Origin of the sequence: Paracoccus laeviglucosivorans (assembly GCF_900182695.1) — a bacterium.
Lineage (GTDB): Bacteria > Pseudomonadota > Alphaproteobacteria > Rhodobacterales > Rhodobacteraceae > Paracoccus > Paracoccus laeviglucosivorans.
Genome location: NZ_FXTK01000007.1, coordinates 37,254 through 51,283, shown reverse-complemented (window position 1 = coordinate 51,283; position 14,030 = coordinate 37,254). Strand labels below are relative to the sequence as shown.

12 protein-coding genes are annotated in these 14,030 nt (G+C 63.1%); 1 reads left to right on the top strand and 11 read right to left on the bottom strand.

Annotation, left to right across the window (positions count from 1 at the left end):
• Window positions 1-46: 46 nt before the first annotated feature.
• Both FN835_RS09870 and FN835_RS09865 read right to left on the bottom strand, forming a co-directional pair.
• On the bottom strand, window positions 47-1,153 hold the full coding sequence (locus tag FN835_RS09870) for an ABC transporter substrate-binding protein (RefSeq protein ID WP_142663055.1): 1,107 nt from the start codon (window positions 1,151-1,153) through the stop codon (window positions 47-49).
• Between the two features lie 133 nt (window positions 1,154-1,286).
• A complete protein-coding gene (locus tag FN835_RS09865; protein WP_246098694.1) occupies window positions 1,287-2,048 on the bottom strand; it encodes a 2-keto-4-pentenoate hydratase in 762 nt (253 codons plus the stop codon).
• Between the two features lie 222 nt (window positions 2,049-2,270).
• Here FN835_RS09865 and mutS point away from each other — a divergent pair, with 222 nt between their 5' ends.
• On the top strand, window positions 2,271-4,898 hold the full coding sequence (gene mutS / locus FN835_RS09860) for a DNA mismatch repair protein MutS (protein WP_142663053.1): 2,628 nt from the start codon (window positions 2,271-2,273) through the stop codon (window positions 4,896-4,898).
• Window positions 4,899-4,901: 3 nt separating this feature from the next.
• Here the strand turns inward: mutS and FN835_RS09855 are convergent, their stop codons facing one another.
• The 9 genes from FN835_RS09855 to FN835_RS09815 form a co-directional block, all read right to left on the bottom strand.
• Entirely contained in the window at window positions 4,902-6,221 is a 1,320-nt protein-coding gene (locus FN835_RS09855) for a glycosyltransferase family 61 protein (RefSeq protein WP_142663052.1), read from the bottom strand.
• A gap of 59 nt (window positions 6,222-6,280) precedes the next feature.
• The gene (locus tag FN835_RS09850; protein WP_142663051.1) at window positions 6,281-7,006 is read right to left on the bottom strand and encodes an Ntn hydrolase family protein; all 726 of its coding nucleotides are present in this window, start codon (window positions 7,004-7,006) and stop codon (window positions 6,281-6,283) included.
• 75 nt (window positions 7,007-7,081) lie between these two features.
• Window positions 7,082-7,888 carry a transglutaminase family protein gene (locus FN835_RS09845; protein WP_142663050.1) on the bottom strand — a complete coding sequence of 269 codons (807 nt, stop codon included), beginning with the start codon at window positions 7,886-7,888 and terminating at the stop codon, window positions 7,082-7,084.
• Window positions 7,889-7,901: 13 nt separating this feature from the next.
• A complete protein-coding gene (locus FN835_RS09840) occupies window positions 7,902-8,858 on the bottom strand; it encodes an alpha-E domain-containing protein (protein WP_142663049.1) in 957 nt (318 codons plus the stop codon).
• Window positions 8,859-8,873: 15 nt separating this feature from the next.
• Window positions 8,874-10,280 (bottom strand): circularly permuted type 2 ATP-grasp protein, encoded by a 1,407-nt coding sequence (locus tag FN835_RS09835; protein ID WP_142663048.1) that lies wholly within the window; start codon window positions 10,278-10,280, stop codon window positions 8,874-8,876.
• Between the two features lie 218 nt (window positions 10,281-10,498).
• Window positions 10,499-12,424, bottom strand: coding sequence for a M10 family metallopeptidase (locus tag FN835_RS21760; RefSeq protein ID WP_142663047.1), 1,926 nt, complete (start codon window positions 12,422-12,424; stop codon window positions 10,499-10,501).
• A gap of 25 nt (window positions 12,425-12,449) precedes the next feature.
• Window positions 12,450-12,833 carry a hypothetical protein gene (locus tag FN835_RS09825; protein WP_142663046.1) on the bottom strand — a complete coding sequence of 128 codons (384 nt, stop codon included), beginning with the start codon at window positions 12,831-12,833 and terminating at the stop codon, window positions 12,450-12,452.
• Between the two features lie 296 nt (window positions 12,834-13,129).
• Entirely contained in the window at window positions 13,130-13,462 is a 333-nt protein-coding gene (hspQ, locus tag FN835_RS09820) for a heat shock protein HspQ (protein ID WP_142663045.1), read from the bottom strand.
• An 89-nt stretch (window positions 13,463-13,551) separates the two neighbouring features.
• Window positions 13,552-14,013 carry a CreA family protein gene (locus FN835_RS09815; RefSeq protein ID WP_142663044.1) on the bottom strand — a complete coding sequence of 154 codons (462 nt, stop codon included), beginning with the start codon at window positions 14,011-14,013 and terminating at the stop codon, window positions 13,552-13,554.
• Window positions 14,014-14,030: the final 17 nt, after the last annotated feature.

The window sequence follows — 14,030 nt, the reverse complement described above, 5'->3', positions numbered from 1 at the left end:
CCCCCGGACTTGGAAGGCCCCGCCTGATGTGGCGGGGCCGACCGTCTTATTCCTTGACCGCCGCGCCCACGACATTGTCCCAGCCCTCGGTCACGACCTTGCGGTTGGCCTCTTGCTGTTCCAGCGTCGGGAAGATCGCCTTTTCATAGGCGGCAGCCGGGGGCAGCGCGTCCAGCATTTCCTGCGGGACTTTGCCTTCGGCAACCAGATTGTTGAAGCGGATCGGGTGGCAGTAACCTTTCAGCCAGCCCAGCTGACCTTCGTCCGAATACAGGTATTCCATCCACAGCTTGGCAGCGTTCGGATGCGGCGCATAGGCCGAAATCGCCTGAACATAGACGCCCGCGACAACGCCGTCCTCGGGGATGATGACTTCGACCGGCGGGTTGCCGTTCAGGCCATCGCGCCAGGACAGCAGGTTATAGTCCCAGGCGGTGACGATCGGCGTCGCGCCCTGCGCGATGGTGGCCGACTTGCCGATGACCGGAACGAAGTTGCCAGCCTTGTTGACTTCGGCCAGCAGCTCCATGCCCTTCTGGCCCGAAGCTTCGCCCGGCTCGCCGCCATTGGCCATGCCAGCGGCCATGACCGAGATGATGGCCTGAGCCGAGGCGCGCGGGTCGCCCGCCAGTGCGAAGGCGTTGGCATATTCCAGCTTGGACAGGTCTTTCCACGACTTCGGCGCTTCGTCGATCAGGTCGGTGTTCACACCGAACGCCATCACGCCGTAATAGTCGCCATACCAGAAGCCTTCGGCATCCTTGGCATCGTCCGGGATCGAATCCCAGGTCGCGACCTTATAAGGCTGGATCAGCCCTTCGGCCTTGGCTTGCGGACCAAAGGACAGGCCGACGTCAATCACGTCGGGCGCCTGCGGGCCTTTGTTGTCCTTGTTCGCGCGGATCGCTTCCAGCTCATCGGCCGAACCGGCATCGGGGTTCAGCTCGTTGATCTGGATTTCCGGGTATTTCGCCTTGAAGCCGGCGATCACCTCGCCGTAGCCGCACCAGTCATGCGGCAGCGCGATGGTGGTCAGCATACCTTCTGCCTTCGCGGCTTCTTCCAGTGCCGCAAGATCCTGCGCCGATGCCGCGCCCGAGGCGGCCAACGCGATCAGCGCGGCAAGGCTTGCCGCTTTCGAATGAATGGTCATGGCAAACTCCGTTGCAACTTGTGCCGCCTCGGCAGCATCACGTGCCACCTAGCCGTGCCCAGTGACAGTCTTGCGACATAGCGGCCTGCATCGCAAAGAGTTTTTGCCGGGATTTATCTTTTAAGAACCGGGATTAAGGGGCAAGCGTCACCCCGACTTTCATCGGGTATCCGCCAAGGTTGTATTCCGCCTCGATTCGGCGGCCCGGCATGGCAGGTCCGAACGTGCCCAGCGATCCCAGCGAAACGATTGAGCCGGCGTGCAATTCATACCGCCCGTGCTGCACCAGCCATAGTAGCACATCCAGCGGATGCCCCAGCAAAGCTGCCCCGCTGTCGGTATGGACGACCCGTCCATCGACCTTCAGTGCGACGGTCATCCGCTCAAGGTCACCGACCGGATCGGCCAGCGCGGAAATCGGGATGCCCTGCCCCAGCACCCCGCGCCACGGCGTCACGCCATAACTGGCAAACAGCGGCCCATCCGGCACTGCCCCGCGCGGCAGCGCGATGTCGGGCAGTTCGATGAACGGGCGCACATCGCGCAAGGCAGCGGCAACCTGCGCCCGCGTGGTGGCCCGCATGATGGCGGGATCGGCCACGGTCACGACCAGATCGGCCTCGTATAGCGGGGCGCGACTGCCTTTCAGGCTAAGCCTGCTGCCATCCGCGACCAGCATGGGGGCAAACAGCGCGCCCGCGATCGGCTCGCTGATGCCATAATTCTCCTGCGCCTCGGCCGAGGTGAATGCGACCTTGACGCCGACGGGTGGTCCCAGTTCCGCCTCCAGCACGGCACGAAAGCTGGCATAGGCGCAATTGGCGTCGTCCATATTGCGCACCAGCGGATCGGGCAGGCGCTGCCCCGCGATCCAGCCGCGGGCGGCGTTGTGCATCAGCGATGAATCCGGGCATGCCGCTTGCGCGGCAGACAGGCTGCAAGCGATAACTCCCCCCAGAATCAATGCCTTCATGTGTCCCTCGCTCCGCCCTTCGGCCGACGATGCCCGATGCGCGAAGTTCTGTCACCGGGGATTTTCCCAGCGCTGGCGCGAGATGGTTTCCATCCCCTGCCCCATCCCCTAGAAGGACTTACCCCAGAACGCGCAGGCCAGCCGATGAGTGACCAACCGACCCCCATGATGGCGCAGTTCCTTGCGATCCGAGAGGCCAATCCGGGTGCGCTGCTGTTCTATCGCATGGGCGATTTCTACGAGATGTTCTTTGAGGACGCGGTAGCCGCATCCGCCGCGCTGGACATCGCGCTGACCAAGCGCGGCACGCATCTGGGCGAGCCGATCCCGATGTGCGGCGTGCCGGTCCATGCCGCCGAAAGCTATCTGCTGACGCTGATCCGCAAGGGTTTTCGCGTGGCCATCGCCGAGCAGATGGAAGACCCCGCCGAAGCCAAGAAGCGCGGTTCCAAATCCGTGGTGGCCCGCGACGTGGTGCGCCTTGTTACCCCCGGCACCCTGACCGAAGAATCGCTGCTTGAGGCGCGGCGCCACAACTTTCTTGCAGCCTTTGCCGCCGTTCGCGACGATTGCGCGTTGGCTTGGGTCGACATCTCGACCGGCGAATTCCGCGTCATGCCCTGCCCCGAAGCGCGCCTTGCCCCCGAACTTGCCCGCCACGCGCCGCGCGAATTGCTGGCCATCGAGGGCTCTCGGCTGGACGATGTGGCGCTTGAGGCGGGCGCGGCCCTGACCGAACTGCCCGCGCTTAGTTTCGACAGCGCCGCCGCGACACGGCGGTTGTCGGCACTGTTTCAAGTCGAAACGCTGGAAGGCTTCGGGACGTTTTCGCGCGCCGAGCTGGCCGCGATGGGAGCCATCGCCGATTATCTGGAACTGACGCAAAAGGGCCGGATGCCCCTGCTGCGTGCCCCTGTGCGCGAGGCGGCCTTGGGCGCGATGCAGATCGACGCCGCGACCCGACGCAATCTGGAACTGACGCAAGCCCTGTCCGGCGGGCGCGAAGGCAGCCTGCTGGCCGCCATCGACCGCAGCGTGACGGCGGGCGGCGCGCGCCTGCTGGAACGCCGCATCAGCGCGCCGTCGCGCGAATTGCCGGTGATCCATGCCCGTCAGGCCGCAGTGGCGCATCTGGTCGCCGACCCGCGACTGACCGCCGACCTGCGCGAGGCATTGTCGCGTGCCCCCGACATGGACCGCGCCCTGTCCCGCATCGCGCTGGAACGCGGCGGTCCCCGCGATCTGGCCGCGATCCGCGCGGGCCTGACGCAAGGCGGCGCCATCGCTGCGATGTTGGGCGATGACAGCGTGCAGGTGCTGGCCGACGCTGCGTGCGACCTGACCGGGCATGACGAATTGATCGACCTGCTGGACGACGCGCTGGTGGCCGAACCGCCGCTGCTGGCCCGCGATGGCGGCTTTGTGGCGTCAGGCTATGACGACGATCTGGACGAAACCCGCCGCCTGCGCGACGAAGGCCGGGGCGTCATCGCCGGGATGCAGGCCGACTATATCGCGCAGACCGGCGTCACCAGCCTAAAGATCAAGCATAACAACGTGCTGGGCTATTTCATCGAAACGACCTCGACCCATGCCGAACGCATGTTGGCGATGCCCGACCGCTTTATCCACCGCCAGACCACCGCGAACCAGATCCGTTTCACCACGGTCGAGCTGTCGGAGCTGGAAACCCGCATCCTGAACGCCCGCGACCGCGCGCTGGAGATCGAGCGCGAGGTCTTCGCCCGCCTGTCCCGCGCGGTTCTGGACCGCGCGCCGCAGATCGGTCAGGCCGCACGCGCCTTGGCCGAAATCGACCTGACGGCGGCTTTCGCCGATCTGGCGGCGGGCGCGGGCTGGGTGCAGCCCATGGTCGATGACAGCCGCGCCTTCCTGATCGAAGGCGGGCGGCATCCGGTCGTGGAACGCGCTCTGAAACGCAAGGGCGAGGCGTTCGTGGCCAATGACTGCGCCCTGACCGAAGCCGCGACACCCGCCATCTGGCTGCTGACCGGCCCGAACATGGCGGGTAAATCGACGTTTCTGCGGCAAAACGCGCTGATCGCTATTCTTGCGCAAGCGGGCGGGTTCGTGCCTGCGACCCGCGCCCATATCGGCCTTGTCAGCCAGCTGTTCAGCCGCGTCGGCGCGGCGGACGATCTGGCGCGCGGCCGTTCGACCTTCATGGTCGAGATGGTCGAAACCGCCGCCATCCTGAATCAGGCCGATGACCATGCGCTGGTGATCCTTGACGAAATCGGGCGCGGCACGGCGACTTGGGACGGGCTGTCGATCGCTTGGGCGGTGATGGAGCATCTGCACGCCAAGAACCGCTGCCGCGCGCTGTTCGCCACACATTACCACGAAATGACCAGCCTTTCGGCGCGCCTGCCCGGCGTGGAAAACGCGACCGTCAGCGTCCGCGAATGGGAAGGCGAGGTGATCTTTCTGCATGAGGTCAAAAAGGGCGCGGCGGATCGCAGCTACGGCGTGCAGGTCGCGCGTCTGGCGGGCCTGCCCCCTGCGGTCGTCGAACGCGCCCGCGAAATCCTGCACCAGCTTGAAAGCGGCGAGCGTGAGGGCGCGGGCAAGCCCGCAGCCATCCTTGACGACCTGCCGCTGTTTCGCGCAGCCCCGCCTGCCCCCGCGCCCAAGGCAAAGGCCTCGGCGGTCGAGGATCGGCTGCAAGGCGTAAATCCCGACACGATCACAGCGCGCGAGGCGCTGGATCTGGTCTATGAACTGCGCGGGTTGCTGAACCGGCCTGCCTGACGCCTAAGCGCAGACAGGACGACGCCGTTCCTGGCGGTCGCGGTCGATCAGGCCAAGGATGCGCGAGATCGCCCGCCGTCCCAGATGCAGCGCTGCCGGGGCCGAGCGCGGCGGCAGATCGTCGGGGCTGCGCCCGCCCGCCATATCGCCCAGCACGGTGTAATAGCGGCATTGCGCAACATGGGCCAAAGGCAGCAGATCGGCCCAGTCATGCAGCACCCGATGCGTCTCAAGGCTCAGGACCAGCGTGCCGGGCCGGACAAAGGCCATGTCACCAAGCCCGGTGCCATAAGGCGCGACGATCACCTCGGCCGATTGCAGCGCCGCGATGCGCTGCAGGGGCGTCTTGTCGGCAAGCTGCACGGAACGGAAACCGCGACCGCGCAACCCCTCCAGCAGAGGCTCATGCCCGGTCAGCGCCGGGGCATCCGGGCCGGGGGTCAGCCAGATCAGCGAAGGATCGTTCATGGGTGCCGGAATGCGACGCAGCGCCGCCTCTCGCAGCAGGCGCAGGCCGCTGTCATAGGATGCGCCCGCCACAGCGGCCCTTTGCCGGGCCGTCGAACCGGGGCGCTGCCAACCTGCCTGTGCCAGATTGGCGCGGCGGATGCGGCTGTCCTGCACCTGATACAGGTAATGGCGATGATTGAACACCGATCGCACGGCACCGTAGCGCCGCGCCCCGCTATGAAAACGCAACCGGGGCAGCAATGTGGGAAAGATCGCCGCAATCATCGCGACCAGACCGTGACGGATTGCAAGCGACGGGACGTGGAGATTGATCATTCGGTCTGACCCGTCCTGCGCCACATGCGCCAGATCGGACATCAAGCCGACCAGCGCCGCAGGATGCCCCGCGCCATGGCCCATCGCCAATGCCACGTCCAGCGTCGCGGCATCGCCTTCCCAGACCGGCGGGCAATATTCGCCGCTGTCGCGGGCGCTGCGGAACGCGGCCCGCAGATCGCCACTTTCGCCTGGCAGGGGCTGAAAGCGGTGGCGCAGACGGTCTCCCTGCACGCCGTTCAGCCACATCCGGCCCTGCACGGTGGCGAACAAACCGCGAAATTCAGCCCCGCTCAGCACGACGGATGCCGAGGCGATTTCCATGACGCTGCCCGGAATGCGCTGCTGCTGACGGTCGATGGCCGATTGCTGCAATTCAAGAATGGGATCGCTGTCGCTGGCCGCGAACAGGTGAACATCGGCACCCGGAACCGGGCGCATCAGCCAGTCGGTCGGCGGCAGGGCATAATGAACCCCCGCATGGATCGACGGCATATGAAACAGGTCCGTCGGCTGGCCGGAAAAATCCAGACCCATGTAACAACACTCCTCGTCAACAACACAGGTCGGCTTACCACCGGGACAAGGACGAATTGCTAGATCGTCACCTTCACGAAACTATCCCGAAGGGCCGCAGACCATGCTGCGGACATTGCCATGAAAGCCGGGTCTCCGTCCAGTATCCGACGACGTAAGCCGATGCGAAGACTGTTTTTTTCGATCACCGCCAGATCCAGAGGCATTCCCACCGACAGATTTGAACGCAGGGTTGAATCCATCGACAGCAACACAGCCTTTTGCGCATCCGCAAGACTGGTTTCGGGCGTCACCACCCGGTCCAGAATCGGTTTGCCATATTTGTGTTCGCCGATCTGCAGGAACGGCGTGTCATCCGTCGCCTCGATGTAATTGCCCTGCGGATAGATCAGGAACAGATGCGGCTCTCCGCCCTTGCGCTGGCCCGCGACGATCATGCTGGCGCTGGCCTGCTGGCTAAGCTCGCGGGTCTGTTCGGCAATTTCGCGCCGGGTGCGGTTCAGCGTGTCGCCGATCATCGTCGCGACCTTCAGCATCGATCCGGCTTTCAGGATTGATGTCGTCTCATCCGCATCGGGATCTTCGATGGCTTCCTGCAGGCGGCCCAGCGTGGTCTGGGTGACGGACAGGCTGCCCGCGGTCATGATCGCGATGATCCGTTCGCCCGGCACTTCGAAGAAGAACATCTTGCGATAGGTCGAGATATTGTCCAGCCCCGCATTGGTGCGGGTGTCCGACAACAACACCAGCCCCGCATCCAGCTTCATCCCGACGCAGTAAGTCATATCCGTTCCCGCAGCAAATCCCGCGCAATTCATAGGCCCGCGCGGGTTCGTGCGCAACATGGCGGAAAGCAGGGGTTATTGCTGCACTTCCTCGACATGGACGCGGACATCCATGCTTTCCGTCCCGATGCCAAAGGCCATGCCCCGGACGGGGGCGGCGTCCTGCGCGTCATAACCCGAGCCCAGACGCACATAGCGTTCATCCGGGCAGCAGGCATTGGCGGCATCGAACCCGACCCAACCCAACGGGCCGACATGAATTTCGGCCCAGGCATGGGCCGCGTCATGCGGCTTGCCGTCCATGCTGGAATGCAGGTAGCCCGAGACATAGCGCGCAGGCATCCCGCGCAGCCGCGCACAGGCGATCAGCGCATGGGCATGGTCCTGACAGACGCCCTGACGCTGTTCCATCGCCTGCGCGGCCGATGTCTGGGACTGGGTGACGCCGGGCATGTATTCGATCGTGTCACCGATCGCGGCGCAAAGCTTGTGGGCCAGATCCAGCGCGTCCTGCCCCTGGATGGATTTCGCCAGATCGCGCAGCGCGTCATCGGGCTTGGTCACTGCCGTCTGGCGCAGATAGACCATCGGATTGACCGATTCCCGATGCCCGCGCAGCACGCCCGCCGTGTCGCGCGTCTCGACCAGACCGTCGATGGTGACACTGACCAGATCAATGGGGCCACGCACGGTCCAGCCTTCGATCCAGTCGCCCGCCCCATCGCGGAACGCAGCCCCACGCTGGCCACCGGCAACTGTAATGCGCCAATCGCCCACGCGCTGCCCTTCGTGCGACGATGGGGTCAGGCGCAGGCTTTGCACCAGTGCCTCGACCGGGGTGTCGTAGCTGTAGCTGGTTTCATGGGTGATCTTCAGCCTCATCGCATGTCCCCCCTTACATCCGGCCACTGAAGTAATCTTCGTGCACGGCGGTCGAGATGCTGCCGATCTCTCCGATGAACCATGTCAGGAATTCGTGCAGCCCTTCGTCGAAGATCGCTTCGATGTCGCGGGCCATCAGCGATTCCAGCGTCTGCCGCGCCCGTTCCGAGGCATTGGCGGGCACGCCTTCGCCATAGCGGCGCACCAGCCCGTCAAGGTTCCAGACCGCCTCGTAAAGCGAGGTCAGCAGCGAACGCGGGCTTTCGCCGTTCAGGATCAGGAAATCCGCGACCTTGGCTGCCGTGATCTCGCCGCCATAAGCCCAGTGAAAGGCCCGATGCGCCGACAGCGCCCGCAAGATCACCTGCCACTGGTAATTGTCGAGGCCAGAGCCCACGAATTCCACCCGTGGCAAAAGCACGTAATATTTCACGTCCAGCAGGCGCGATGTGGCGTCGGCACGCTCCAGCGAATAGCCCAGATTGATGAAATGCCAGCCATCATTGCGCAATTGCGTCGCATTGATCGCGCCACGCACGGTCGAGCTGTGGCGCATGGTGAAATCCGTCAGCTCGGCCGCATCGACCTTGCCGCGTCGGCGCTGCATCTGGCGCAATTCCTGATAGGCGGTGTTCAGCGCGTCCCAGACCTGACTGGTCAGCGCGGTGCGCACGATCCGCCCGCCTTCGCGCGCGCGTTCAAGACAGGACGCCACGGATGACGGATTGTCGCCGTCAAAGAACAGCCAGCTTTCGATATTCTCCTGATTGATCTGATCGCCATAGCGTTCGGCAAAGGGCTGCTGCGCGCCCGACGCACGCAGCAGGGATTCCCATTCGTTGCGATACCCTTCGTCGGTATTGGGCAGCAGCGTGATGCGTGCGCCCACGTCCAAAAGACGGGCTGCGGTATCGGCGCGTTCCAGATGACGTCCCATCCAGAACAGGTTTGCGGCGGTGCGGCTGAGCATGTGCGACCTGATCCCTTATTCCGACAGAACCCAGGTGTCCTTGACCCCGCCGCCCTGCGACGAGTTCACCACCAGCGAGCCTTCACGCAGCGCCACCCGCGTCAGGCCCCCCGGCACCAGTTCGACCCGATCACCGCACAGGCAATAGGGGCGCAGGTCCACATGGCGCGGGGCCACCCCTTCCTCGACGAATGTGGGGCTGGTGGACAGGGCCAGCGTCGGCTGGGCGATGTAGTTGCCGGGATTGGCCTTGATGCGCAGGGCAAAATCCTCGATCTCGGCCTTGGTGGCCTTGGGGCCGATCAACATGCCATAACCGCCCGAACCGTGGACCTCTTTGACCACAAGATCGGCAAGATTCTCCATGACGTATTTGTAGTCGTCGTCTTTCCACAGCGTCCAGGTCTGGACGTTCTGCAAAAGCGGCTCCTCTCCCAGATAAAAGCGGATCATTTCGGGGACGAAGGTATAGACGGCCTTGTCATCAGCCACGCCCGCGCCGGGGGCCGATGCGATGGAAACCCCGCCCGAGCGGTAGACATCCATCAATCCCGGCACGCCCAGCATGGAATCCTTGCGAAAGCACAAGGGATCAAGGAACGGGTCGTCTATCCGGCGATAGATCACGTCCACGCGCTTTGGCCCCTGCGTCGTGCGCATGTAGACGAAGCCGCCATCGACGAAAAGATCGCTGCCCTCGACCAGCTCCACCCCCATAAGGTTCGCCAGAAAGCTGTGTTCGTAATAGGCGCTGTTGAAATGGCCCGGCGTCAGGATGACGATGGTCGGCGCACCTTCGCATTTCGCGGGTGCGACGGATGCCAGCGTGCGGCGCAGAAGTTCCGAATACTGGTCCACCGGCTCGATCCGGTTGTTGCGGAACAAACCCGGAAACATACGCATCATGATTTCGCGGTTTTCCAGCATATAGCTGACACCCGAGGGGGTGCGGCAGTTATCCTCAAGCACGAAGAACTCGTCGCGGCCCGTGCGAACGATGTCGATGCCGACGATATGGGAAAACACCCCGCGCGGCGGCACGATGCCCACGACGGCTTTTTCATATGCCTCGTTCTGATAGACAAGCTGCGCCGGGATGCGGCCCGCGCGCACGATCTCGCCCCGGCCATAGACATCGCGCAGAAAGGCGTTCAGCGCCCGCGCGCGCTGCTTGATGCCGCGTTCCAGCTTGCGCCATTCGCTTTGCAGAAAAACGCGGGGCATCATGTCGAACGGGATCAGCCGGTCGGGGTCGCCCCCCTCGCCATAGACGGCAAAGGTGATGCCGATGCGGCGAAACAGCGCCTCGGCCTCGGCCTGCTTCATCTGCCGGATTTCCGAGGGCATCGTCTCGACCCAGTCCGAGAGCATCGCATAGGGCGCCCGCACCTGCCCGCCGTCCAACATTTCATTGTAATACATGGTAACCCCGGCTCCCTCACCTCTGCTCACGATCTTGGCAATCGGGCCGACAGTGTCCACAGGCGCAACCGTGAAGAATGAACGAAGTTCCCGGCTGACAATGGCGCAGGCAAATTATGCCTTGAAACAAGGCAGCCTATGAAAGCGGCAGCCCGAAGGGCATCGCCCGGCGACAAATCCACCGGGCAATGCTTAACATGCGAAACCGCATCGCCCGGTCAGATGATCACCAGATCGTTCGAAAGCGCGTTGATATTCGTCACGTCCTCGACCCGCAGGGTATGGCCGTTGCCAAAGCTGAACAGCACGTCGCCATTGTGGATAGACGCGAATTGCAGCACCTGCGCGACGGTGCGCGTGGCATTGCCCCACAGCGCGTTGTCGATCTGGATCGTGTCGATGTCGTTCTGGAAATCGGTGATGACATCGCGCCCGTTGTTGAAGACGAACACATCTGCGCCAACCCCTCCGGTCAAGGTGTCATTGCCGCCCATGCCCAGCAGCCGGTCGTTGCCGCCCATGCCGCGGATGCTGTTGGCAAAGCCGTTGCCGACGATGGTGTTGGCCAGCCCATTGCCGTCACCGTTCTGTGCGCCGTTGGCAATCAGGCGCAGCTCCTCAAGATTGGCGCCCAATGTCATGCCATGGGCCGCGTGAACGACGTCACGGCCACCATTCGCCCTTTCGATGACCGCATCGAAGCGATCGACCCAATAGACGTCGTTGCCCGCTCCGCCATCCAGCGTGTCGCGCCCCGCCCCACCCAGCAGCGTATCATTGCCCACGCCGCCGTTGATCCGGTCGTTGCCGTCATTGCCCCAGATCGTATTGTTGGCGACATTGCCGTTCAGCACGTCATTGCCCGACCCGGCGCGCAGGTTCTCGATGATGGTTCCGCGCATGATCGAGATATTGCCTGTCAGCCCATAAGCGTCGGAAATTGATTCCTGCCCAAGAAAGATGCGCTGGTTCGCAGTATCGCGGCTTAGGTTCAGCGTATCGATCCCCGCACTGTCAAGGATGGTAAAGGTGATGTCGTCACGCTCGGGCCCCGCCAACAGGCTGGAGATTACACCGTAACTGCCGCCCGCATTGCTTTGCTCGCCGTAAACCGTATTGCCCGTGCGCAGGCTGGCCACGCCGTAAAGATCCTGCACCGCCGCAATGTCGCCCATCATCGCCGACATCACCAGGGCGTAGCTGGCATCCACGAAGGTGTTATCTTCCTGGCTGAAATAGGACATGATCGACGCCTGCCAGCTATCGTTGCTATAGTGGTTGTCAAAGCCGAAGGTCGCGGTGGAATTGTAATTCCCCGCATGGCCCAGCCCCAGCGCATGGCCGATTTCATGGATATAGGTCTGATATGAATAGGTGGCAAAACCCGTGCCATAGCTGCTCAGCCAATCCAGGCCGACATTGACGAAGGAACTGCTGATCGTGGTGCCAAACACTTCGGACGTGGAATATGCACCCGAATCGCTGTCATCAAAGCGAATATCGGCGTTGAAGCCACCATTGTTGGTGAAACGGGTACCCGTCACGTCTGTCCATGCGGCAAGCGCCGCCGTCGCCAGTTTGCGTCCCGCCGCGGTCAGCCCCGACATATCTACGCTCAGGGCCTCGCCGGGATTGACGTCGAACGCACGGCGGCCCCGGAACGTGCTTTCCCAGTAACCGTCGGTCAGCTGCTCGGCGATCTGATCGATGGTAAAGGTCGGGATCGTGTTGGTCCTGACCCCAAGGCTATAGGCGCCGGTGTGGCTGGAGTTATAACCGCTGGCCTCAAGGTAATACGTACCGGCCTGGGTGATGTTCAGCACCAGCCGCGAATCGCGGTTCGTGCCGCCATCGTCATCCACGGCGATCGTGAGCCCACTGGAATTCATGACGGTCAGATATGCGTCGGTCAGCCGCGCGCTGCCCACACCTTCAAGCGAGATGACATAGGTTCCGGGCTGCAGGTTGATCCGCACCCAATCGTGGTCCCCGGAGCCGATCCAGCCGTTGAAGCTGTCGCCGACGTTCATGCTGTAGGGCGTGCCGAAACCTGCGGGCGCATCGCTTGTTTCGGTCCGAACAGCGCGCGAGACATCTTGCCCAAAGGGGTTCGGATCATCGGCGATGGGTCTGGCAAGTGTCATGGAAAACTCCTGATGATTACTTGTTTCAACGCAAGGGAGCCCCCGCCCTGTCGATCAGGGCGCGGGCGAAAAATTCAAGCTGCTGCGGGGGTAGATCGGCGCGGTCCATGACCGAAAGTTCGCCCTGCTCGCCACGATGGCGCGTGCCGTCCCGAATCACGTCAAGCCGCGCCCAGATTATATCGACGCGGGGCGCGTTGGCCGTCAGCACCAGTTCGGTCCCGGCCCGATCCGTGTCGATCCGATGGCCGCGTTGCACCAGTTCGTTGCGGATGGCATCGCAAAGCGCGGCAATTGCGGCAGTGCCCGGTTCACATTTCAATGCGACAGGTTCGGCCCCGGCTGCGGACCCGCAGCCAGTCGCTCCCAGCACACCGAAAAGACCTGCGGCAAGCAATCTTTCACGCATGAGCCCCACTTCCAATAACCAGACATCAACTACCCACAGGAATAGCTAACCCGCAGCCAAGCCGGGGATCAACGCCCCCGGACCTGTCGTTTTGGTCTGGTTTTTCGCCCATAGCGGGTTTTCGTGGTTATTCCCAGACGGGCCGGTTCAGGAAATGCAGAAAATCCAATTCATTATCCGGCTTTGCATCCGCCGTGCCGAATGCATATTTAGCGCAGATAACATCGATTACCGACCCGTTTCGGCTGGCATCACGCATCGCCCGCCCCGCGCAGGAATGCGTCGCGACGGGTCGATCAGTTCAGGCCGAATTGCAGGGGATAGCGTCCGTCTTCGAACTCTCCGAACATCTCATCGACCTCGGGATGTTCCAGCGGCTCGCCCGAACTGTCCGGCACAAGGTTCTGTTCCGAGACATAGGCGACGTAATAGGTCGCCTCGGTTTCCGCGAACAGATGATAGAACGGCTGGTTGCGCGACGGGCGGGATTCCTCGGGGATGGATTCGTACCATTCCTCGGTATTGGCAAATTCCGGGTCCACGTCGAAAACCACCCCGCGGAACGGATGTTCCCGGTGGCGGACGACTTGTCCCAGACTGTATTTTGCCGTTTTCGACGGAATCCGCATCGTGATGTTCCTGCTTCGTCGCGCTCATTAGCGCGCCGGGCATGGCCTGTCCACCTTGGCACGCGGCGCGTCAGGCGACTTGGCGCCGTTCAGGGCGGCGGCAATGCCTCGGACGGCTGCAAAGTCACGGTCGAAAGCGACATCTTGGCCGAGCCTTCGGAAAGCTCGTTCCCATGCGCCAGATAAACCAGAACCTGGTTCTTTTCGTCATAGATCCGTTTCACGCGCAGCGATTTGAACAATAACGAACGTGAGGCGCTGAACACATCTTCCCCCTTCGGGCCGCGTCGGATGTCGCCGATGCTGATGGGGCCGGTGCGTTCGCATTCGATGGCGGAATTCGACGGATCCTCGAACCAGTTGCCCTGCTTCAGCCGGTCGAACATCGAACGGTCGAAATAAGCCAGATGGCAGGTCACGCCCGACACTTTGGGATCGGCGATGGCCTCGATGACAATATCGTTGCCTGCCCAATCGACGCCGACCTTGCCGACGACATCGGCATGTGCAGGCAGCCCCAACAACATAAGAAACGCGGCGAAACGGAACATCGTGACCTCGGCCCATG